This is a genomic window from Sanguibacter sp. HDW7 (genome assembly GCF_011300875.1).
Classification (GTDB): domain Bacteria; phylum Actinomycetota; class Actinomycetes; order Actinomycetales; family Cellulomonadaceae; genus Flavimobilis.
Genome location: NZ_CP049862.1, coordinates 1,994,069 through 2,015,096, shown reverse-complemented (window position 1 = coordinate 2,015,096; position 21,028 = coordinate 1,994,069). Strand labels below are relative to the sequence as shown.

The 21,028-nt window shown below is 71.1% G+C and carries 14 protein-coding genes; 8 read left to right on the top strand and 6 right to left on the bottom strand.

Annotation, left to right across the window (positions count from 1 at the left end; genetic code table 11):
* Positions 1 to 2 precede the first annotated feature (2 nt).
* The 3 genes from G7063_RS09325 to G7063_RS09315 are packed head-to-tail and all read right to left on the bottom strand — an operon-like array spanning position 3 to position 2,905.
* Entirely contained in the window at positions 3 to 902 is a 900-nt protein-coding gene (locus tag G7063_RS09325) for a metal ABC transporter permease (RefSeq protein WP_166414151.1), read from the bottom strand.
* A 1-nt stretch (position 903) separates the two neighbouring features.
* The gene (locus G7063_RS09320; protein WP_370520698.1) at positions 904 to 1,749 is read right to left on the bottom strand and encodes a metal ABC transporter ATP-binding protein; all 846 of its coding nucleotides are present in this window, start codon (positions 1,747 to 1,749) and stop codon (positions 904 to 906) included.
* Complete coding sequence (locus G7063_RS09315; protein ID WP_166414150.1) at positions 1,742 to 2,905, bottom strand: metal ABC transporter solute-binding protein, Zn/Mn family; 1,164 nt, start codon at positions 2,903 to 2,905, stop codon at positions 1,742 to 1,744. Before G7063_RS09315 ends, G7063_RS09320 begins: the two co-directional genes overlap by 8 nt.
* A 140-nt stretch (positions 2,906 to 3,045) precedes the next feature.
* Here G7063_RS09315 and G7063_RS09310 point away from each other — a divergent pair, with 140 nt between their 5' ends.
* From G7063_RS09310 to G7063_RS09300, 3 genes are all read left to right on the top strand, one after another.
* Positions 3,046 to 4,434 (top strand): glycine--tRNA ligase, encoded by a 1,389-nt coding sequence (locus tag G7063_RS09310; RefSeq protein ID WP_166414149.1) that lies wholly within the window; start codon positions 3,046 to 3,048, stop codon positions 4,432 to 4,434.
* A gap of 184 nt (positions 4,435 to 4,618) precedes the next feature.
* Positions 4,619 to 5,836, top strand: a complete 1,218-nt coding sequence (dusB, locus tag G7063_RS09305; RefSeq protein WP_166414148.1) for a tRNA dihydrouridine synthase DusB — start codon at positions 4,619 to 4,621, stop codon at positions 5,834 to 5,836.
* 137 nt (positions 5,837 to 5,973) lie between these two features.
* On the top strand, positions 5,974 to 7,515 hold the full coding sequence (locus tag G7063_RS09300) for an alpha-amylase family protein (RefSeq protein WP_166414147.1): 1,542 nt from the start codon (positions 5,974 to 5,976) through the stop codon (positions 7,513 to 7,515).
* A gap of 135 nt (positions 7,516 to 7,650) precedes the next feature.
* Here G7063_RS09300 and G7063_RS09295 read toward each other — a convergent pair whose 3' ends face one another.
* Positions 7,651 to 9,381 (bottom strand): glycoside hydrolase family 13 protein, encoded by a 1,731-nt coding sequence (locus G7063_RS09295; protein WP_370520697.1) that lies wholly within the window; start codon positions 9,379 to 9,381, stop codon positions 7,651 to 7,653.
* Positions 9,382 to 9,624: 243 nt separating this feature from the next.
* Positions 9,625 to 10,662 carry a LacI family DNA-binding transcriptional regulator gene (locus G7063_RS09290; RefSeq protein WP_166414146.1) on the bottom strand — a complete coding sequence of 346 codons (1,038 nt, stop codon included), beginning with the start codon at positions 10,660 to 10,662 and terminating at the stop codon, positions 9,625 to 9,627.
* A 251-nt stretch (positions 10,663 to 10,913) separates the two neighbouring features.
* On the opposite strand from G7063_RS09290, the gene G7063_RS09285 reads away from it, so the two are divergent.
* From G7063_RS09285 to G7063_RS09265, 5 genes are all read left to right on the top strand, one after another.
* Positions 10,914 to 12,179 carry an extracellular solute-binding protein gene (locus tag G7063_RS09285; RefSeq protein ID WP_166414145.1) on the top strand — a complete coding sequence of 422 codons (1,266 nt, stop codon included), beginning with the start codon at positions 10,914 to 10,916 and terminating at the stop codon, positions 12,177 to 12,179.
* Positions 12,180 to 12,327: 148 nt separating this feature from the next.
* Entirely contained in the window at positions 12,328 to 13,959 is a 1,632-nt protein-coding gene (locus G7063_RS09280; RefSeq protein ID WP_166414144.1) for an ABC transporter permease subunit, read from the top strand.
* 1 nt (position 13,960) lies between these two features.
* Positions 13,961 to 14,899 (top strand): sugar ABC transporter permease, encoded by a 939-nt coding sequence (locus G7063_RS09275; protein WP_370520696.1) that lies wholly within the window; start codon positions 13,961 to 13,963, stop codon positions 14,897 to 14,899.
* Entirely contained in the window at positions 14,896 to 16,920 is a 2,025-nt protein-coding gene (locus tag G7063_RS09270) for a glycoside hydrolase family 13 protein (protein WP_206188130.1), read from the top strand. Before G7063_RS09275 ends, G7063_RS09270 begins: the two co-directional genes overlap by 4 nt.
* A gap of 143 nt (positions 16,921 to 17,063) precedes the next feature.
* On the top strand, positions 17,064 to 18,326 hold the full coding sequence (locus G7063_RS09265; RefSeq protein WP_166414143.1) for a deoxyguanosinetriphosphate triphosphohydrolase: 1,263 nt from the start codon (positions 17,064 to 17,066) through the stop codon (positions 18,324 to 18,326).
* A gap of 183 nt (positions 18,327 to 18,509) precedes the next feature.
* On the opposite strand, the gene G7063_RS15280 is transcribed toward G7063_RS09265, so the two are convergent.
* Complete coding sequence (locus tag G7063_RS15280) at positions 18,510 to 20,975, bottom strand: HNH endonuclease signature motif containing protein (protein ID WP_240916019.1); 2,466 nt, start codon at positions 20,973 to 20,975, stop codon at positions 18,510 to 18,512.
* Positions 20,976 to 21,028: the final 53 nt, after the last annotated feature.

Below are 21,028 nucleotides of genomic sequence, written 5' to 3'. Positions count from 1 at the left end.
GCTCAGGCCTCCAGGACGACGTCGGCGGGAAGATCGGGGTGCGGGTCACGGTGCGCCTGCCGTGCCCGCAGCAGCGGGTGGAGCGCCGCGACGACGGCGTAGGCGGCGATCGTCAGCACGACGATCATCGCGCCGGGGGAGACGTCCCACCAGTACGTCGCGGAGAGCCCGACGACGCACGCGACGACGCCGATGCCGATCGCGAGGCGCATCGTCGTGACGAAGGAACGCGTGAGCAGCTGGGCGACGGCGACGGGCACGATCATGAGGGCGGAGACGAGCAGGAGCCCGACGACCCGCATCGCGACCGTGACGGTGAGGGCGGCCATGACGGCGATCGCGATGTTGAGCAGCCTCACGGGCAGGCCGCTCGCGCGCGCGAACTCCTCGTCGTGCGACACGGTGAAGAGGGCGGGCCGCAGGCCTACGCCGAGGCCGAGGACGACGAGCGCGAGGACGGCCGTGAGGACGAGGTCCCACGTCGTGACGACGGAGATCGAGCCGAAGAGGTACGCCATGAGGTTCGAGCTCTGGCCGCCTGCGAGCTGGATGATGATGACGCCGCCGGCGATGCCGCCGTAGAAGAGCAGGGCGAGGGCGACGTCGGCGCTCGTGCGGCCGCGCTCGCGGACGATCTCGATGCCGACCGCGCCGATGACGGCGGCGACGACGGCGCCGGGCACGGCGAGCGCGTCGACCGGGGTGACGCCCGCGGCTGCGCCGACGAGCCAGCCGAGCGCGACGCCCGTGAGGGCGACGTGACCGATGCCGTCGCCGAGCAGCGAGAGGCGTCGCTGGACGAGGAAGGTCCCCATGACGGGGGCGACGATCCCGACGAGCAGGGCGGCGAGCAGGCCGCGCTGCATGAGGGGCGTCGTGAGCATGTCGAGGATCTGGTCCATGTCAGTCGGTCTCGCAGAAGGGATGATCGGTGAGGACGACGGCCGGGGGCAGGGTCTGTGGACCTTCGTGCGCGTGGACGTGGTCGTGGTCGGGGTCGTCGTGGCCGCGGGCCGCGCGCGGGGCGGGGCCGTCGTGGACGACGGTCCCGTGCCGCAGGACGACGGTTCGGGTGATGAGCCCCTCGAGCTCGCCGAGCTCGTGGAGGACGACGAGGATCGTCACGCCGCGCGCGACGAGCAGCTCGAGCGTGCGGGCGAACGCCTCCTGGCTCGGCTGGTCGACGCCCGCGACGGGCTCGTCGAGGATGAGCAGCTCGGGATCGCGGACAAGGGCGCGCGCGATGAGGACGCGGCGCTGCTGGCCGCCCGAGAGGTCGGCGACCGCCTGGTCGCGCCGGTGGAGCAGGCCGACCTCGGTGAGCGCCGCGTCGACGCGCGGCCGCCAGTCGCGCGGCTTGCGCAGCGTGCGGGGACCGAGCAGGCCTGAGGCGACGATCTCGCGGACCGTCGCAGGGACGCCGCCCGCAGCGCCGAGCCGCTGGGGCACGTAGCCGACGCGGTGCCACGGGGTGCGCTGGCCGAGGGGCGTGCCGAGGATGCTGACGGTGCCGCCGCTCGCAGGCACGGCGCGCACGAGCGTGCGCACGAGCGTCGACTTGCCCGAGCCGTTCGTGCCGAGCAGCGCCACGACCTCGCCCTGCTCGATGCGCAGGTCGACGCCGCCGAGGATCTGCTGGCCGCCGAGGTGCGTCGTGAGGCCCCGGACGTCGAGCACAGGAGCCGCGGTCGACGCTGGGACGGCCGTGGGAGGGGCGGCCGTGCCGGTCGTCGCGTGGATGTCAGGCACAGTCGAGTCCTGTCCGTAGCGCCGCGAGGTTCGCGGTCATGGTGGTGAGATAAGTGTCGCCTGCCTCGGCCGCCTCGCGCGTGAGGGACTCGAGGGGGCTGAGGGCGGCCGTGCGCACGCCGGCGTCCTCGGCGAGTACGCCGGCGACCTTGGCGCTCGCGGACGACTCGAAGAAGATCGTCGGGACGCCCGTGGCACGGACGATGTCGGCGACCTCCCGCAGGCGTCTCGGGGACGGTTCGGTGTCCGGGTCGAGACCCGCGACGGAGACCTGCTCGAGATCGTAGCGGTGCGCGAGGTACCCGAAGGCGGCGTGGCTCGTCACGAGCGTGCGGTGCGTGCACGTCGTGAGGCCCGCCGTGAACGAGACGTCGAGGTCGGTGAGCTCGCGGACGAGGGCGTCGGCGCGCTCACGGAAGCCGGCGGCTCCGGCGGGGTCGGCCGCGGCGAGCATCTCGGCGAGCGCGGGGGCGAGGAGGGCGAGGCGCGTCGGGTCGAGCCAGAAGTGGGGGTCGACGCCGCCGTGGTCGTGGCCGTCGTCGGCGGAGTGGCCGGCAGTGGCGTCGGCGTGCGCGTCGTCGGCGTGCTCGTGCTCGTCGTGGTCGGCGTGCTCGTCGTCGGCGTGCTCGTGCTCGTCGTGGTCGGCGTGCTCGTCGTCGGCGTGCTCGTGCTCGTCGTGCTCTGCGTGCTCGTCGTCGGCGTGGTCGTGCTCGTCGTCGGCGTGGTCGTGCTCGTCGTGCTCTGCGTGCTCGTCGTCGTGCTCCCCGGCTGCGGGGAGCACCGCCTCGGCCGGTGGGGCGGCCGCGAGGACGGCGGTCGCATCGAGCGTGCGGGTCGGGTGGCCCTCGTCGACGGCCTGGTCGACGGCGGGCTGGAAGCCGGACTGGAAGACGACCAGGTCTGCGGAGCCCACACGGCGCGCGACGGCGGGGGACAGCTCGAGGTCGTGGGGCTCGCCGCCGAGCGGTGTGAGGTTGGTGACGTGGACGCGGTCGCCGCCGACCTGCTCGGCGACGAACTGCAGGGGGTAGAACGAGGCGAGGACCTCGAGCCTGTTGTCGTCTTGGGCAGCGGTCCCGCAGGCGGTGAGCGCGAGGATCGCGGCGAGGACGCCGGCGGTGCGGGCGGTGCGTCGGGGCGACGTGGTGCTGTGCATGATCTCCATTCTCAATAAGAGTGAGAACGATTGTCAATTCGGCGGCCCGTGGCCTCCGCCACGTGCCGGTACCCTGAGGGTGCTGTTCCCCGCCCCGCACGCCATGCGTGGCGCCGACGATCCAAACGGAGTGATCACCAGTGGCTTCCACCTCCAAGCGTCTCGACGCCGTCATCTCCCTCGCCAAGCGCCGAGGCTTCGTCTTCCAGGCAGGTGAGATCTACGGAGGTTCGCGCTCGGCCTGGGACTACGGGCCCCTCGGCGCCGAGCTCAAGGAGAACATCAAGCGCCAGTGGTGGCAGTCGATGGTCCGCGGGCGCGACGACGTCGTCGGCATCGACTCCTCCGTCATCCTCCCGCGCAAGGTGTGGGAGGCGTCGGGCCACGTCGCCGTCTTCACCGACCCGCTCATCGAGTGCACGAGCTGCCACAAGCGCTTCCGCGCCGACACGCTCCTCGAGGAGTTCGAGGAGAAGAAGGGCCGCGCCGCCGAGAACGGCCTCGCGGACGTCGCGTGCCCCAACTGCGGCACGCGCGACGCCTGGACCGAGCCCCAGAACTTCTCGGGCCTCCTCAAGACCTACCTCGGCGCCGTGGACAACGAGGAGGGCATGCACTACCTCCGTCCCGAGACGGCCCAGGGCATCTTCGTGAACTTCGCCAACGTCCAGACGGCCTCGCGCATGAAGCCCCCGTTCGGCATCGGCCAGATCGGCAAGTCCTTCCGCAACGAGATCACGCCCGGGAACTTCATCTTCCGCACGCGCGAGTTCGAGCAGATGGAGATGGAGTTCTTCGTCGAGCCCGGCACGGACGAGGACTGGCACCAGACCTGGATCGACACCCGCATGGCCTGGTACACCGGCCTCGGCATCGACCCCGAGAACCTCCGCCTCTACGAGCACCCCGCCGAGAAGCTCTCGCACTACTCCAAGCGCACCGTCGACATCGAGTACCGCTTCGGCTTCACGGGCTCGGAGTGGGGCGAGCTCGAGGGCATCGCCAACCGCACCGACTTCGACCTCAGGACGCACTCGGAGATCTCGGGCAAGGACCTGTCCTACTTCGACCAGGCCAAGAACGAGCGCTACTTCCCGTACGTCATCGAGCCTGCCGCGGGTCTCACGCGCTCGCTCATGGCCTTCCTCGTCGAGGCCTACGCCGAGGACGAGGCGCCCAACGCCAAGGGCGGCGTCGACGTCCGCACGGTGCTGCGTCTCGACCACCGTCTCGCGCCCGTCAAGGCCGCCGTGCTGCCGCTGTCGCGCAACGCCGACCTCTCGCCCAAGGCGCGCGACCTTGCCGCGGAGCTCCGCAAGCACTGGAACGTCGACTTCGACGACGCCGGTGCGATCGGCCGCCGCTACCGCCGCCAGGACGAGATCGGCACGCCGTTCTGCATCACGGTCGACTTCGACACGCTCGAGGACCAGGCAGTGACGATCCGTCACCGTGACTCGATGGAGCAGGAGCGCGTCGCGCTCGACCAGGTCGTGCCGTTCCTCGCGGCACGCCTCATCGGCGCCTGAGCGTCGGTCTCCTCACGCGACGCGCACCCGCAGGGGCCGGCAGCCACGGCTGCCGGCCCCTGCGGGCGTCCGGGGGAGCCCGGAGGGCGCACCTTGCGGAGGCTCGTGCCGCCGACGGGTGGATCGCGTCCGACGAGACGAGCGACACGTCGGGGGCTCCGGCTCCGGTGGGATGATGGACACCATGACCACGACGACCTCCGCGACCGCGCCGGCACCTCGGACCGAGGGCGTCGTCGGGTCCGTGCCTGACGGCCACGTCCTTCCGCCGCTGCGCATCGGACCGCACACGGTCGACACCCCCGTCGTCCTCGCGCCCATGGCAGGCGTGACGAACAGCGCCTTCCGCCGGCTGTGCCGCGAGCACGGGGCGGGCCTCTACGTCGCGGAGATGGTGACCTCGCGCGCGCTCGTGGCGCGCAACGAGGAGTCGATGCGCATCGTCACCTTCGAGCCGGACGAGGAGGTGCGTTCGGCGCAGGTCTACGGCGTGGACCCGGCGACGGTCGCGGCGGCCGTGCGGATCATTGCGGGGGAGGACCGCGCCGACCACGTCGACCTCAACTTCGGTTGCCCCGTGCCCAAGGTGACGCGCAAGGGCGGCGGTGCGGCGCTGCCGTGGAAGACGGAGCTCTTCACGAGCATCGTCGGCGCGGCGGTCGAGGCTGCGGCACCCTACGGCGTGCCGGTGACCATCAAGATGCGCAAGGGCATCGACGCGGACCACGAGACGTACCTCGAGGCGGGCCTTCTTGCGGAGCAGCTCGGCGTCGCGGCGGTCGCTCTCCACGCACGCACCGCGGCCGAGCACTACTCGGGGCACGCGGACTGGTCGGCGATCGCCGAGCTCAAGCGGACCGTGACGAGCATCCCCGTGCTCGGCAACGGCGACATCTGGTCGGCCGAGGACGCGCTCGAGATGGTGCGGACGACCGGCTGCGACGGCGTCGTCGTCGGGCGTGGTTGCCAGGGGCGGCCGTGGCTCTTCCACGACCTCGCGGCCGCGTTCGCGGGCCGTCCCGAGCGGCTGCAACCGGGCCTCGCGATGGTCGCCGAGACGATCTACCGTCACGGCGAGCTCATGGTCGAGGAGTTCGGCGAGGAGGACCGGGGCGTCCGCGAGCTGCGCAAGCACATGGCGTGGTACCTCAAGGGGTATGCGGTCGGCGGCGACGCGCGGCGCGGGCTCGCCATGGTCTCGTCCCTCGCGGAGCTGAGGACGCTGCTCGACGCGCTCGACCTCGACGCGCCGTACCCGGGCGAGGCGGCCGAGGGGACGCGTGGGCGGCAGGGCACGCCGAAGACGCCGCACCTGCCGGAGGGCTGGCTCGCGTCGCGCGAGCTCGACGACACGTTCCGGGCGCGGCTCGCGGAGGCGGAGCTCGCGGTCTCGGGCGGGTGACCTGCGGGCTGTCGCTGCTCGGTGCTGCTCGCACGGTCCCGCCTGCTCGGCCCTGCCTGCTCGGTCCCTCTGCGACGGAGTGACGTACTGCAAGTTTTCTGTATGCTTGCGGGGTCACCGTCGACCAGGGAGCCTCGATGCGCACCGCCCGCACCATCCGTCACGTCGCCGCAGCTGCGGCGCTCGCCGCGCTGCTCGCGGCCTGCTCGGGCGGAGGGACGCCCGACCAGGCGACTCTCGGCGCGACGAGCACCGGCACGACGGCTCCCGGCGCAACACCGACCAGCCCTCAGGCGGGACCCGACGCGGGCCCGCTGCCGGGCGTGGGCATCCAGCTGTTCCAGTGGTCCTGGGACGCGATCGCGCAGGAGTGCACGAGCGCGCTCGGCCCGGCCGGCATCTCGTGGGTCCTCACGTCGCCGCCGCAGGAGCACGTCCTCGGCGAGCAGTGGTGGACGTCGTACCAGCCCGTGAGCCACAAGATCGAGTCTCGGCTCGGCACGCGCGAGCAGTTCGCGGCCATGGTCGGCACGTGCCGGGACGCGGGCGTCGGGATCGTCGCCGACGCTGTCGTCAACCACATGTCCGGCCAGGAGGACCCGGGCGTCGGCTGGGCGGGCTCGTCGTACGAGCACTACGAGTATCCGGGCCTGTTCTCGGACGCCGACGGCGACTTCCACCACTGCGACGCGCCCGACGGCGACATCCAGAACTACAAGGACGCCTCCCAGGTCCAGGGCTGCGAGCTCGTCAGCCTCGCCGACCTCGCGACGGGGACCGAGCACGTCCGGGACACGCTCAAGGCGTACCTCGCCGACCTCATGGACCTCGGCGTCGCGGGCTTCCGTATCGACGCGGCCAAGCACATGCCCCCCGCGGACGTCGCGGCGATCGTCGCCGACCTCCCGGACGGCGCGGTCGTCTGGCAAGAGGTCATCCGGGGCGGTGGCGAGCCCGTGACGCCCGAGCAGTACGTGGACAACGGGCAGGTCTTCGAGTTCGGCTACGGACGCGAGCTCGTCGGGCTCCTCGGCGGCTCGACGTTCCGGCAGGCGCTCACACTCGGCGAGCGCGGCATGCTGCCGTCGGACGACGCCGTCGTCTTCGTGACGAACCATGACACCGAGCGCAACGGCGAGACCCTCGTGTCGCGCGACGCGGAGTACCTCCTCGCGAACGTCCTCATGCTCGCAGGGGCGTACGGTACGCCCGTCCTCTACTCGGGCTACGCGTTCGACGACCGCGACGCGGGCCCCGTGCAGGACGCCGACGGACGCGTGCTCGACGCGACGTGCGCGGACGACGCGGCGCCGACGACCGATCTCGAGGCGGGCGCGTGGACGTGCGAGCAGCGGTGGCCCGCGATCCAGGGGATGGTCCAGTGGCGTCACGTGACCGACGGCGCCGGGCTCGCGGCGGTCGACGAGTCGGCGTCCGACGTTCTCGCGTTCTCGCGGGGAGATCTCGGGACGGTCGTCGTCAACCGCGGCGACGAGCCCGCCACCGGAACGTGGGCCTCGACGCTCGCCCCGGGGAGGTACTGCGACGTCGCAGGTGGGACAGTCTCGGCCGGAGAGTGCGCAGGCGCTACGATCGTGGTCGCACCGGATGGCACGCTCAGTGCTACGGTGCCTGCTGAGGGCTTTATCGCGGTACATGCCGAGGGTCGTGTGAGCTGACCGGAGGCCGATGAGCCGCCGCACCGGGTGCGCGCGTGTCGTGGACGGACACGCGCGCCCGGGCGGCTGGGCGAGGGGGTGGTGGCCGGTGGCCACCACCCCCCGTTCGTCCCCGGACATCGTCCGGGAGGGGCGTCACGCGCGGGGCAGCGCCCAGACGGTCGTGTCGACGGGCACGCGACCCGCGTCGAGCGGCCCGCTCGTGAGGACTGCCGCGTAGCCGTCCGGCAGCGCGACGGCGGCGGTGCCGAGGTTCGTGAGGACGAGCATGTCGTCCGTGACGAAGGCGAGGACGTCGGAAGAACCGACGTAGGCGTCGACCCATGCGAGGGCTCCGTCGCCGAGGTCGCGCTCGGCGCGCAGGGCGAGAGCGGCGCGGTAGAGCTCGAGCGTCGAGCCCGCGTCGCCCGACTGCGCGTCGACGGCGAGGGCGCGGTAGGACGTGGGCTGGGGGAGCCACGTCGCACCGGTCGGACCGAAGCCGAGGCCTGGAGCGTCGGCCTCCCACGGCAGCGGGACGCGACAGCCGTCGCGGCCGGCCTCCTGGTAGCCCGTACGGAACCAGGTCGGGTCCTGACGCAGCGAGTCGTCGAGCTCGCTGTGCTCGGGCAGGCCGAGCTCCTCTCCCTGGTAGAGGTAGGCGGAGCCGGGCAGGGCGAGCATCTGGAGCGTCGCGGCGCGCGCGCGGCGCAGCCCGAGGGCTGCGTCGGGCTGCGGGTCGTGCGCGCGGATGCCGTTGGGGCGCGGGCCAGCGGGCAGCCCGAGGCGCGACGCGTGGCGGACGACGTCGTGGTTCGAGAGGACCCACGTGCAGGGGGCTCCGACCGCGTCGTAGACGCGGAACGACTCAGTGATCGTCTCGCGCAGTGCGGCGGCGTCCCAGTCGGTCGAGAGGTACGGGAAGTTGAAGGCCTGCTGCATCTCGTCGGGGCGGACGTAATCAGCGAGCGAGGACAACGGCTCGACCCAGGCTTCGGCGACGAGGGCGCGGTCGCCGTCGTACTCGGCGAGGACGGCGTTCCACTCGCGGTAGATGTCGTGGACGCCGGGCTGGTCGAACATGGGCGACAGGCTCGTCTGCTGGGCGGCGGCGCCGTCGGAGCCGGTGACCATGGCGGTCGACCAGTCCCAGTCGGGCAGGTCGGGCTTCTTCACGAGGCCGTGGGCCACGTCGACGCGGAATCCGTCGACGCCGCGGTCGAGCCAGAAGCGCAGCACGTCGCGGAGCTCGGCGTGGACCTCCTCGCGCGACCAGTCGAGGTCGGGCTGGGTCGTGTCGAAGAGGTGGAGGTACCACTGGCGGTCCCCCGTGAGCCCGAGCTCGGCGGCGTCGGCGCGCTGGTCGACGCGCGTCCAGGCGGGCCCGCCGAAGATCGAGGTCCAGTTGTTGGGCGGGGTCTCGCCGCCGTCGCGGCCCTCGCGGAAGAGGTAGCGGTCGCGTGCGGGGGAGCCGGCGCCGGCCCGCAGCGCCTCCTGGAACCAGGCGTGCTGGTCGGAGGTGTGGTTGGGGACGAGGTCGACGATGACGCGCAGGCCGAGCTCGGTCGCGCGGGCGCGGAGGGCGTCGAAGTCGGCGAGCGTGCCGAAGAGCGGGTCGACGTCGCGGTAGTCGGCGACGTCATAGCCGCCGTCGGCCTGAGGGGAGCGGTAGAACGGCGAGAGCCACAGTGCGTCGACGCCGAGCGCGGCGAGGTGGTCGAGGCGCTTCGTGATGCCAGCGAGGTCGCCCATGCCGTCGCCGTCGCCGTCGGCGAAGGACCGGGGGTAGACCTGGTAGATGACGGCGTTGCGCCACCACTCGCCCTGGGGGCGGGCGGCATGCACGGGGGTCGTCGCGAGCGGCTGCGCCGCGTCGGGGGTGGTCACGGTCCACGCTCCTGAGCTCGAGAATCCACGCTCGAATCGTTTCGAACGGGCTTCCAGCGTAACCCGACGGCAGGTGGTTGCTGCAAGTCCCAGACGTGTTTCGATGCGGCGCTGCGCGAGCCGGGTGGAGACTCTGTACGTGATCGCTCCGCGCCGTGACGAGCTCGCTGCGCGAAGCGTCCACGGACGCCGACGGCCCCGCCCCTCGGCAGGGGCGGGGCCGTCGCGGCGTGCGAGGAGGGGTCAGTCGCCGCTCGGGGCGACGCCCGTCGACTCCCGGACGACGAGCTCGGGGTGGAACAAGATCTCGGAGCGCGAGACCGTCTCACCGGTGATCTGGGCCACGAGCGACGTCACCGCAGCGGCGCCCATCGCGGTGACGGGCTGACGGATCGTCGTGAGCGGCGGCTCGGTGAACGCGATGAGCGGCGAGTCGTCGAAGCCGATGATCGAGACGTCGCGCGGGGTGCGCAGCCCGCGGGCACGGACTGCCCGGGTCGCACCTAGGGCCATGAGGTCGGAGGCGCAGACGATGCCGGTGTGGCCGGAGTCGATGAGCTCGCCTGCCGCGGCTGCGCCGCCCTCGACGGTGAAGAGGGACGTCGCGACGTGCGGGGTCGCGACCTCGACCCCGAGGTGGCGCGCGAGTGCTGCTGCGAAGCCCTCACGCTTGCGATGCACCGGGACGTACCGTTCCTGGCCGATGGCGAGCCCGATCTTCCGGTGGCCGAGCGAGACGAGGTGACGGACGGCGAGCTCCATCGAGGTGACGTCGTCGTTCGAGATGAACGAGGCGTCGACACCGTCGGCGAAGCCGTTGACCATGACGAGCGGGACGCCGCGCTCGCGCAGGCGGTGGTACCGCTCGCGGCTCGCGGACGTGTCGGCGTGCAGGCCCGAGACGAAGACGATGCCGGCGACGCCGTGCTCGAGGAGCATCTCGATGTACTCGTCCTCGGTCGTGCCACCGGGGGACTGGGTGCAGAGGAGCGGCGTGTACCCGTGCTCGGAGAGCCGCGACTCGATCGCCTGCGCGAACGCGGGGAAGATCGGGTTGGTGAGCTCGGGGACGATGAGTCCGACGAGGCCGGCGGAGTGTCCACGGAGCTTTTCGGGTCGCTCGTAGCCGAGCAGGTCGAGGGCCGCGAGCACCGCCTGGCGCGTCTCGCTCGAGACGCCGGCCTTCCCGTTGAGAACGCGAGAGACCGTTGCGGTGCTCACGCCGGCCTGCTGAGCCAGATCTGTGAGTCGGGTGCGCACGGTGTGCAGGGTACGGGACAAGAGGGCCTCCTTGCCATGTCCTCGTTCGTGTCAGCGGATCCGAGTCGCGCTGCAGGCGGCGCGGAGGAGCGCGTCTAGGACTTCCGGCTGCCTTGAGCTCACTCTGGGAGGGCGCGTCTGGCAACCGTTGCATGAAAGTTACCGCAACGGCTTGCACGATGTACACCCCGGCGTCTAGCGTCGTCCTCATCAGGGCGGCGCCCGCCAGCGTGGGTGGTCGCAAAGATGCAGAGAAACGGGAGAACACCAAGATGCGACGGAGCATCCCCATCGTTGCCGCGGCCCTCGGCCTCGGACTCGCGCTCACCGCCTGCTCGGGCGACACGGGCAGCAACACCCCGACCACGACCCCCGCGCCGCAGGCCACCACGACCGAGGCCCCGAAGCTCTCGGGCGAGCTGTCGATGTGGGTCGACGAGGAGCGCATCAAGGACCTCAAGGGTGTCGCGGCTGACTTCGAGGCCGAGTACGGCGTCAAGGTCAACCTCACGCAGAAGGCCTTCGGCGACATCAAGACGGACTTCGTCGCCCAGGGCGCCCAGGAGGGTGGCCCGGACGTCGTCGTCGGCGCGAACGACTGGACCGGCGAGCTCGTCGCCAACGGTCTCGTCGCCCCGATCCAGCTCGGCGCCGCTGCGGCGGAGCTCTCCGACGGTGGCAAGGCCGCGTTCAGCGACGACGGCGCCCTCTACGGCGTCCCCTACGCGGTCGAGAACATCGCGCTCATCCGCAACAACGCGATCGTCAAGGAGACCCCGGACACGTTCGAGGCGCTCCTCAAGCAGAACGACGAGCTCAAGAAGGAGTTCCCGATCGTGGTCCAGCAGGACCCGAAGAACGGTGACTCCTACCACCTGTACCCCCTCATGACGTCGTTCGGCATCTCCTTCTTCAAGCAGGCGGCTGACGGCACGTACGTCAAGGAGGTCGGCTTCGGCGGCGAGCAGGGCACGAAGTTCGCCGAGTGGCTCGCGGCCCAGGGCAAGAACGGTGCGGGCTGGCTCTCCGGCGACATCACGGGAGACGTCGCTACGCCTGCCTTCCGTGACGGCAAGACCCCGTACATCATCACCGGCCCGTGGAACGTCGTCGGTGACAAGGGTCGCTTCGTCGAGTCGGGCATGGACGTCTCCGTCCTCCCCGTCCCGTCCGCGGGTGGCGACGTCTCGCGTCCGTTCGCCGGCTTCCAGGGCTTCTTCGTCAACGCGACGTCGAAGAACGCGCTCGCCGCGAACGCCTTCGTCTCCTACCTCGCGACGAGCGACGTCCAGACGAAGCTCTACAAGGAGGGTGGCCGTATCCCCGTGAACACGGTCTCCGCCGCGGTTGTCGACGACCCGATCCTCAAGGGCTTCGCCGCGGCCGGCGTCAACGCCGTCCCGCAGCCGGGCTTCAAGGAGATGGACGCTGTCTGGGGCCAGATGGGCTCCACCCAGATCCAGATCATCGACGGCAAGGCCAAGGACCCGGCGAAGACCTGGGCCGACATGGTCGACACCATCAGCGGTCTTCTCTGACCCACAGAGGTGGCCTGCCCCGCAGCGCGGGGCAGGCCACCTCGACCAGCGCGCCGGGTCGCCGCCGTCAGCAGGTGGTGCCCCGGCGTTCGCTGCGCAAGCATGAGACCGTACCCCCGCACCGCCGCGGGTCTCCCAGGAGGATGAGATGACCGACAGGAGCAACGCTCCAGCGACCTCCGCGTCGCAGACCGGCGCCGCAGAGGCGCCTCCGGGGCGTCCCGAGACGCACCACGCACGCGACATCCGGGGCGGCTTCTTCGTCAAGCTTTTCCTCATGATGCTCGTCAACGCGTTCCTCGTGTTCGGCATCATGAACGCGGTGTCGGCCGCGTCGTGGGGCGTCCTCGTGGGGACCGTCGCGATCCTCGTCGTCGTCAACTGGGTGTACTTCTCCCGGCGCACCATCCCCGGCAAGTACCTCGTGCCGGGCCTCATCTTCCTCCTGGTCTTCCAGGTGTTCGTCATGGCGTACACCGCGTACGTCGCGTTCACGAACTACGGCACGTCGCACTCGATCACGCGGGACCAGGCGGTCGAGCGCATCCAGGAGTACAACGAGCGGCAGATGCCCGACTCGCCGACGTACCAGCTCACGGTGCTCGAGCGCGACGGTGACATCTTCTTCGGGATCGTCGACGACGGTGTCGCGAAGATCGGCTCGGCCGAGGACGCGCTCGCCCCCGTCGACGGCGCGACCGTCACCGGCGAGGGCGCCGGTGCCCGCATCGACTCGGTCGAGGGCTACAAGGCGCTCGGCTTCGCTGACCTCCTCGGGCTCGACGAGGACGTCACGAAGATCCGCGTCCCCTGGTCCGACCAGGCGTCCGACGGTTCGCTGCGCACGACGAACGGCACGATCGGCCTGCGTAACGTCACGGCGCTCGAGTACGACGCCGCGGCCGGCACGATGACGAACGTCGAGACCGGCGTCGTCTACACGGAGAACGACCACGGGTCGTTCGTCGCCCCCGACGGCACCGAGCTCCAGCCCGGCTGGCGCGTCGCGGTCGGCTTCGAGAACTTCACGCGGATGCTCACCGACTCGAAGCTCGCCAAGCCCTTCGGCCAGACGATGGTGTGGACCTTCGCGTTCGGCTTCCTCTCCGTCCTCACGACGTTCGCCGCCGGCCTCCTGCTCGCGGTGACGTTCAACAATGCACGCATGCGGTCGCGGGCCTGGTACCGCGCGATGCTCATCCTCCCGTACGCCTTCCCCGGGTTCCTCTCTGCGCTCATCTGGGCCGGCATGCTCAACACGCGGTTCGGCTACATCAACCAGGAGCTCCTCGGTGGGGCCGACATCCCGTGGCTCGCGGATCCCGTGCTCGCCAAGGTGACCATCCTCCTGGTCAACCTGTGGCTCGGCTTCCCCTACATGTTCCTCATCTCGACAGGTGCGCTGCAGTCGATCCCGTCCGACATCTACGAGGCCGCGACGATCGACGGCGCAGGGCCTTTCCGATCTTTCCGGAGCCTCACGCTGCCGCTCCTCCTCGTTGCCGTGACGCCGCTGCTCATCGCGAGCTTCGCGTTCAACTTCAACAACTTCTCGCTCATCTACATGCTCACGGCCGGTGGGCCGAAGTTCGTCGGCAACGAGTACGGCCTCGGCAGCACCGACATCCTCATCTCGATGGTCTACAAGATCGCCGTCGAGGCCGGAGGGTCGAAGGACTACGGTCTCGCGAGCGCGATGTCGATCGTCATCTTCCTCATCGTCGGAGTCGTGTCGTACATCGGGTTCCGCAAGACCCGCCAGCTCGAGGAGATCAACTGACATGTCCACGACACAGATCTCTCCCGACAGCCCCGCCGAGGCGCCCGCGCAGGTCGTCATGTCGCAGCTCACACGGCAGGAGCGGCTTGCCCGGTGGGCGCGTGAGCTCGGCTGGAGGCACCTTGTCGGGATCCTCATGATCCCGATCGTCCTCCTGCCGATCCTCTTCGCGGTGTCGATGTCCCTCAAGGGTCCGACGGCGTCCATCAACGGCGCCGGCGACCAGAGCCTCTTCTCGGGGTTCGACCTCAGCACCTACGGGATGCTCTTCACCGAGACCGCCTTCCCGCGCTGGGCGCTCAACTCGCTCGTCATCTGCGGCGTGACCGCGATCGGCACCGTGCTCATGGGCTCGGCGGCCGCCTACGCGTTCTCGCGCTTCCGGTTCGCCGGGCGACGTGGCGGTCTCACGGCGCTGCTCATCGTCCAGATGTTCCCGCAGATGCTCGCGTTCGTCGCGATCTTCCTGCTCGTGCGTTCGCTCGGCGAGGTCTACCCGTTCCTCGGCGAGAACAACCACGTCGCCCTCATCGCGATCTACCTCGGCGGCGCGCTGGGCTCGAACGCCTTCCTCATGTACGGGTTCTTCAACACCGTGCCGCGCGAGCTCGACGAGGCCGCGAAGATCGACGGCGCGACGCACGCGCAGATCTTCTGGACGATCATCCTGCGGCTGGTCCTGCCGATCCTCACGGTCGTCGGCCTCCTGTCGTTCGTCGGCACCTATGGCGATTTCATCATCGCGAAGGTCCTCATGACTCAGGAGCAGAACTACACGATCGCCGTCGGCCTCTACCTGTGGGCGACGCGCCCGCTCGTCACGCCGTGGGCGCAGTTCGCTGCGGGCGCCGTCATCGCCGCGGTGCCGGTCATCATCCTCTTCATGTACCTGCAGAAGTACATCGTCTCCGGGCTCACCGCGGGGTCGGTCAAGGGATGAGCCACGGGTCCCACGGACCCGTCGTCGAGGCAGGGCGCGCCGAGCGCGCCCTGCCTCACCACGACGGCTCCGAGCTCTACACCGCGCAGGGCCCGCACCACCTCGGGGACACGGTCCCCGTCCGGGTGCGGGTCCCTCGCACATCCGGGGTCACCGAGGTGTGGCTCCGCACCGTCCAGGACGCCGAGCCGCGCATGCGGCGCGCCGTCGTCGTCGACGAGGACGTGCGCGACGTCTGGTACGAGGCCGACGTCCTCGTCCACCACACGCTCACGCACTACCGCTTTGCGCTCGTCCGCCCGGGTGGCGTCGCGTGGCTCTCCGCCGACGGCGTGCACGCCCGCGGCGTCACCGACGCGCACGACTTCCGGATCTCGACGCACGCGGCCGGCCCGACGTGGCTGCGGGACGCGGTCGTCTACCAGGTCTTCCCCGACCGCTTCGCGCGGTCGGCCGCCGCCGACGACCGGCCGGCGCCCGACTGGGCGATCCCTGCGGCGTGGGACGAGGAACCGATCGCCGTCGGACGCGAGACCGGGCTGCAGCTCTACGGGGGAGACCTCGACGGCATCGTCGAGCACCTCGACCACGTCGCCGACCTCGGCGTGACGACCGTCTATCTCACGCCCGTCTTCCCGGGGCAGACGTGCCACCGGTACGACGCGTCGACGTTCGACCGCGTCGACCCGCTGCTCGGCGGTGACGACGCGTACGCGCGACTCTCCGGCGCCCTCCACGGACGCGGCATGCGCCTCATGGGCGACCTCACGACCAACCACACCGGGGCGAGCCACGAGTGGTTCACGACCGCCCAGCAGGACCCGACGTCGCCCGAGCACGACTTCTACCTGTGGAGCGATCCCGACGCGCCCGACGCCTCGGCCGGCTACGTCGGCTGGATCGGGCACGCCCGGCTGCCCAAGCTCGACTTCCGCTCGCCCGAGCTGCGTGCCCGCATGATCGACGGGCCCGAGTCCGTCGTCGGACGTTGGCTCCAGGAGCCGTACGCGCTCGACGGCTGGCGCATCGACGTCGCCAACATGACCGGCAGGTACGGGACGCTCGACCTCAACCAGGACGTCGCCGCCGCCGTGCGCGCGACCATCGAGCAGGTCAACCCGGACGGCGCTCTCATCTCCGAGCATTTCCACGACGCGCGCGCAGACCTCGCGGGCGACACGTGGCACGCCAACATGAACTACACGGCGTTCACGAACCCCCTGTGGACCTGGCTGTCCGCCGAGGGCGGCGACGTCTCCTTCCAGCAGATGCGCGGCGTGCCCGTGCCACGACGCTCCGGGCACCACGTCGTCGCTGAGATGCGCGACTTCGACGGCGGCGTCCCCTGGGACGTTCTCGTGCGGCAGTGGAACATGCTCGGCTCGCACGACACGCCACGGATCCGCACCCTCGTCGGCTCGCGCGAGCTCCACGAGGTCGCCGCCGGCATCCTCTTCACCTACCTCGGGGTGCCCGTCGTCTTCGCGGGCGACGAGCTCGGCCTCACCGGGGCGACCGGCGAGCACGCGCGCGTCCCCATGCCGTGGCACGCGCCCGCCCGCCGCGACGAGCACACGCACGACGTCTACCGGCGCCTCGCCGCGCTGCGGCACGAGCACCGCGCGCTGCGCGAAGGCTCGCTGCGGTGGGTGCTCGTCGCCGACGACGCGCTCGGGTACGTACGCGAGACGCACGACGAGGCCCTGCTCGTCGTCGCGGCACGTGCGCCGTGGACGGGCGCGGTGCTGCCGCTCGACGGGACGCCCGAGACGCTGTTCGGGTCGGTCGACCTCTGCGTCGCGCGGGGCGACGGCGCTGGAGGCGTCAGCGCCGGGGGCGTCGGCGTTGCGGGCGATAGCGCTGCATGCGACGAGGCTGGGGGTGGCAGCGCTGGGGGCGTCGGCGTTGCCGGCGTCGGCGCTGCGGGCGACGGCGCTGCGGGCGTCGATGACGCTGCGGGGCAAACCGGTCTGCTCGTGCCCGGTACGGGACCCCACCTCGGGGTGTGGCGGTTGCGCTGACACGCGGGTCGCCCAGGTGCCCGGCTCGGATCGTGCAGCGTTGACATCGGGCTGGAAGGGTCGACCGGTCTCGGCGGCTCGGTGCTCGACCGGGGCGTTGTGGCGGCGACGCCCGTTCCGGGCTGCTCGACTAGGGTTGGCACGTGCCCATCGACCCCGAGATCCCCGGCTACGACGTCCGCGACGTCGAACGACTCGCCGCCGAACCTCCGAAGTCGAAGGCACGTACGCCGTTCGAGCGTGACCGCGCGCGTCTCGTCCACTCGTCGGCGCTCCGGCGGCTCGGCGCGAAGACACAGGTGCTCGGCCCGTCGAGCGACGACTTCATTCGCACGCGCCTCACGCACACCCTCGAGGTCGCGCAGGTCGGTCGTGAGCTCGGGAAGCAGCTCGGGTGCGACCCCGACGTCGTCGACTCGGCGTGCCTCGCGCACGACCTCGGGCACCCGCCGTTCGGTCACAACGGTGAGCGTGAGCTGGCCGAGGTCGCCAAAGGCATCGGCGGGTTCGAGGGCAACGCCCAGACGTTGCGGCTCCTCACGCGGCTCGAGCCCAAGACGTTCGACACCGACGGACGTTCCGTCGGGCTCAACCTCACGCGGGCGAGCCTCGACGCGTCCGTCAAGTACCCGTGGCGCCTCTGGGAGGGACCGCAGGGGCGGCTCACGCACAAGTTCGGAGTCTACCCGGACGACCAGCCCGTGTTCGACTGGCTCCGGCAGGGAGCGCCCGAGGGCGTCAAGTGCATCGAGGCACAGGTCATGGACCTCGCCGACGACATCAGCTACTCCGTGCACGACGTCGAGGACGCGATCGTCGGCGGCAAGCTCGACCTCGGGCTCATGACGCAGGACGCCGAGCGCGGACGCGTCATCGACGCCGTCACCACCTGGTACGGCGACAGATTCGCGGCCGACGAGCTCGACGCGGCCATGGGGCGCCTCGCGCACGACGGACTGTGGCCGAGCGACTTCGACGGCTCGCGCCGCTCGCTCGCGCGGCTCAAGGACTCGACGAGCCAGCTCATCGGCCGGTTCTGCGGCGCTGCGCACGACGCGACCCGCGAGCGCTACGGCGATGGGCCCCTCACCAGGTACGCGGCGAGCCTTGTCGTGCCCGACGCGACCGCCGCCGAGATCCAGGTCCTCAAGGGCGTCGCCGTCGCCTACGTCATGGCCCCGCGTGAGTCCGAACCGCTCTACATGGCTCAGCGGCAGGTTCTGCGACAGCTCGTCGAGGTGCTCGTCGACCGAGCGCCGACCGCGCTCGAGCAGTCGTTCGCTGCCGACTGGCACGAGGCCGATGACGACGCGGCGCGACTGCGGGTCGTCATCGACCAGGTCGCGTCGCTCACCGACGTCTCTGCGGCGAAGTGGCACGCGAGGCTTGTCGGGCCGGTGTTCTGACGCGGGGCTCGTTGGGCCAGCGTTCTGATTCAAGGGTCGTTGGGCCGGGGGCCTGACTTGAGGCAGGTCGGGCCAGCGGTCTGACGCGGGGCTCGTAGGGCCGATGTTTCGACGCGGCGCTCGTTGGGCCGGGGTTCTGGCTCGAGGGCCTCGGACCGGGGTAGCGACTCGAGTGTTGTCGGGCTAGAACGGCGGTGGGGGAGCGGCCTGCGGCTCCGGGCTCGAGGTGTCGCTGCTGGATGGTGGGCTGTCACACGCCGTCCCACTGGTCGGTGTGGAGCCGTCCGCTGTGAGCGAGCCGAGCACCTGCCCGCCGGGTCGCAGGTCGGTTCCCGTCATGCGGGTCCCTCCGTGAGGGTCGGTCCACAGGACGACCATAGGTCGGAGACGCTGGCCCTCGGTCGTCGGGAGGCCCGCGACCTCGGGATCGAGCACCGTGCACTGCCAGTCCCCGCCGTGCTTGAGGCGGTGGTGCGCGCGACACAGGTGAACGAGGTTGTCGGCCGACGTCGTGCCGCCGTGCGCCCAGTCGTCGACATGGTCGACGTCGCACCGCGGCGCAGGTCGTCGGCAGCCCGGGAACTGGCAAGTCTCGTCCCGCAGCTGCAGGAACGTACGCAGAGGCGCCGGGACGGCATAGGTGTCCCGAGACATGTCGAGCGCGACACCCGTGACGGGGTCCGTGAGGACCCGGCGGAGCGATGACGCGTTCGCGACGAGCGCGAGAGCCGTGGCATCGTCGATCGGGCCGTGGCCGACCAGCTCCGAGGCGAGGGTGCGCGGAGCTGTGCCCATTAGCTCGGCCTCGTGAGCCGGCGCGTCCCCTGCTGCGTCCGACGTCGTAGTTCCACGCGCAACGGCGGCAGCGTCCGCGGTTCGACCCGCCTCGGTCGCGGGAGCGAGCGTGACGTCGCGAGCTGCACGTGCTGCGGGTGCAGCCGACGCCACCCGCGAATCCTCGGCGGCCCGCGCAGCTGCGAGCAGGAGGGTGTGCGGGACCGTCACCGCGACCGTCGGGCGGATGCCATGGACGTCGACGTCGGTCGCTGACGACCGGACGTTGGCGACGTCGTCAGCGGTCGCGTGGTACTCGGCCGCCACGAGCCGACGCTCCTGAGGAGAGCGCGCGAGGGCTGCGCGTGCCGACTCGTCGGCCGGGACCTTGGTCCGAAGATCCGTGGGCACGGCGTTGCCGTTGTCGTTGCCGTCGCTTCTCGCAGGTACGGCAGCGCCGGTTCCTCCGGTGCTGATTACTTCGGCGCTGGTCTCTGCGGGTCCGGTTCCGGTCCTGGTCCCGTTGTCGGTGCTGGACTTGGTGCGGGTCTTGGTTCCGGTGCCATTGTCGGTCTTGGTGCCGGTGCCAGTCCCGGTGTTGATCCCGGTGCCGGTACCCGGGCCAGTCCCAGTCCCGGTACAGGTGTCGGCCACGATGCCTGTGTCGGGCTCGATCGTTGATAGAGGCGCAGCGGGGGAGGTCGTGGTGGGAGGACCTGTGGGTGGTGGTGCGGTGGTGCAGGGCTCGGCGGTCTCGGGCGCGGACGCATCCCGGTACCTCTCCTCGACCGGGTAGTTGTCCGTTCGGAGATCGTCGGCGTCCCTCACATCGGGGCCGAACAGCGATTGGGGCTCCTCCGCAGGAGCCACGAGTGCCTCGGGTGCGAGCGGCGGCGCCGTCGCGAGGCAGTAGTCGGCGAGGACGTCTGCCCGGAGCTGCGCGAGCGTCCGTGGCTCGTCGGGTCCCTGGGACGCGACCCCGGCGGCGGTGAGCCGATCGAAGACTGCCGCGCCCACAACTGTCGGCAGGTGCGCCGTGAGCCAGCACATGCCGTCCTGACCCGGCTCGAGCGTGACGTACCGGCCCGCGCGCGCCTTGCGGTGACGTCGTTCGCGCGAACCCGGGTGCGCGAGCTCGCGGTGCTTGCGCGCCCAGGCGCGCAGCTCCGGGGGAGTGCGTTCTGCGGCCTCCTGCGCGAGGACGGCCCCGAACTCGGCCCGCAGCTCCTGCGGCACCGATGCTGCCTCGTCGGCGAGAACCCCGACGTGCCTGGCCGATATCGTCCCCGAGGCGAGCGCCCCGAGCGCGGTCGGGTGCTCGCGCACGACCGTCCGGGCCAGGTCCCAGGCCGAGCCGACCTGGGACTCGGTCGTGCGGGTGCGCGTCGCGATCTCCGCTGCGCCCGAGCGGCGGACCGCCATGAGGTCGCTCGCACGTTCCTTGGCCACCGTGCCGCCCGCGCGCTCGTCCCACACGGTCGACACGGCGACCGCCGAGAGCGCGTCGAGCAGTGCGTACGAGCGCAGCTTCTGCGCCTCGACCTGGCGGATTGCGTCCTCGGCCGCCTCGATCGCGCGGACGACCGACGCGGTCGTCTCCTCGAGCTTGCGCTGCCACGCCGCGAAGTCTGTGCGCGACGTGAAGCGGGGTGGCGCGATCGACGCGACGAAGCGACTGAACGCGGCCTCGTCGCCGAGCCTCGGCGGAGCCCCCGCGTCCCCGCCCGCGTCTGACTCGCCGGACGAGCCTGCACCAGGTGCCGACCCGTCTGCCGAGCCTGAGCCGTCCGTCGAGCCCGACTTCTCGTTCGGACCCGACCCCTCAGCCGCGCCTCGCCCCTCAGCCGCGCCTCGCCCCTCAGCACTGCCTGACACGGCAGCCGGGTCCGACACGGCAGCCGGGTCCGACCCGTCAGGCGGGGCCGACC

Excerpts from the sequence above, each read along its gene's own strand:
- G7063_RS09325 (WP_166414151.1), bottom strand. The coding sequence starts at position 902 with ATGGACCAGATCCTCGACATGCTCACGACGCCCCTCATGCAGCGCGGC.
- G7063_RS09315 (WP_166414150.1), bottom strand. The coding sequence starts at position 2,905 with ATGCACAGCACCACGTCGCCCCGACGCACCGCCCGCACCGCCGGCGTC.
- dusB (WP_166414148.1), top strand. The coding sequence starts at position 4,619 with ATGACCACGACGACCTCCGCGACCGCGCCGGCACCTCGGACCGAGGGC.
- G7063_RS09300 (WP_166414147.1), top strand. The coding sequence starts at position 5,974 with ATGCGCACCGCCCGCACCATCCGTCACGTCGCCGCAGCTGCGGCGCTC.
- G7063_RS09285 (WP_166414145.1), top strand. The coding sequence starts at position 10,914 with ATGCGACGGAGCATCCCCATCGTTGCCGCGGCCCTCGGCCTCGGACTC.
- G7063_RS09280 (WP_166414144.1), top strand. The coding sequence starts at position 12,328 with ATGACCGACAGGAGCAACGCTCCAGCGACCTCCGCGTCGCAGACCGGC.
- G7063_RS09275 (WP_370520696.1), top strand. The coding sequence starts at position 13,961 with ATGTCCACGACACAGATCTCTCCCGACAGCCCCGCCGAGGCGCCCGCG.
- G7063_RS09270 (WP_206188130.1), top strand. The coding sequence starts at position 14,896 with ATGAGCCACGGGTCCCACGGACCCGTCGTCGAGGCAGGGCGCGCCGAG.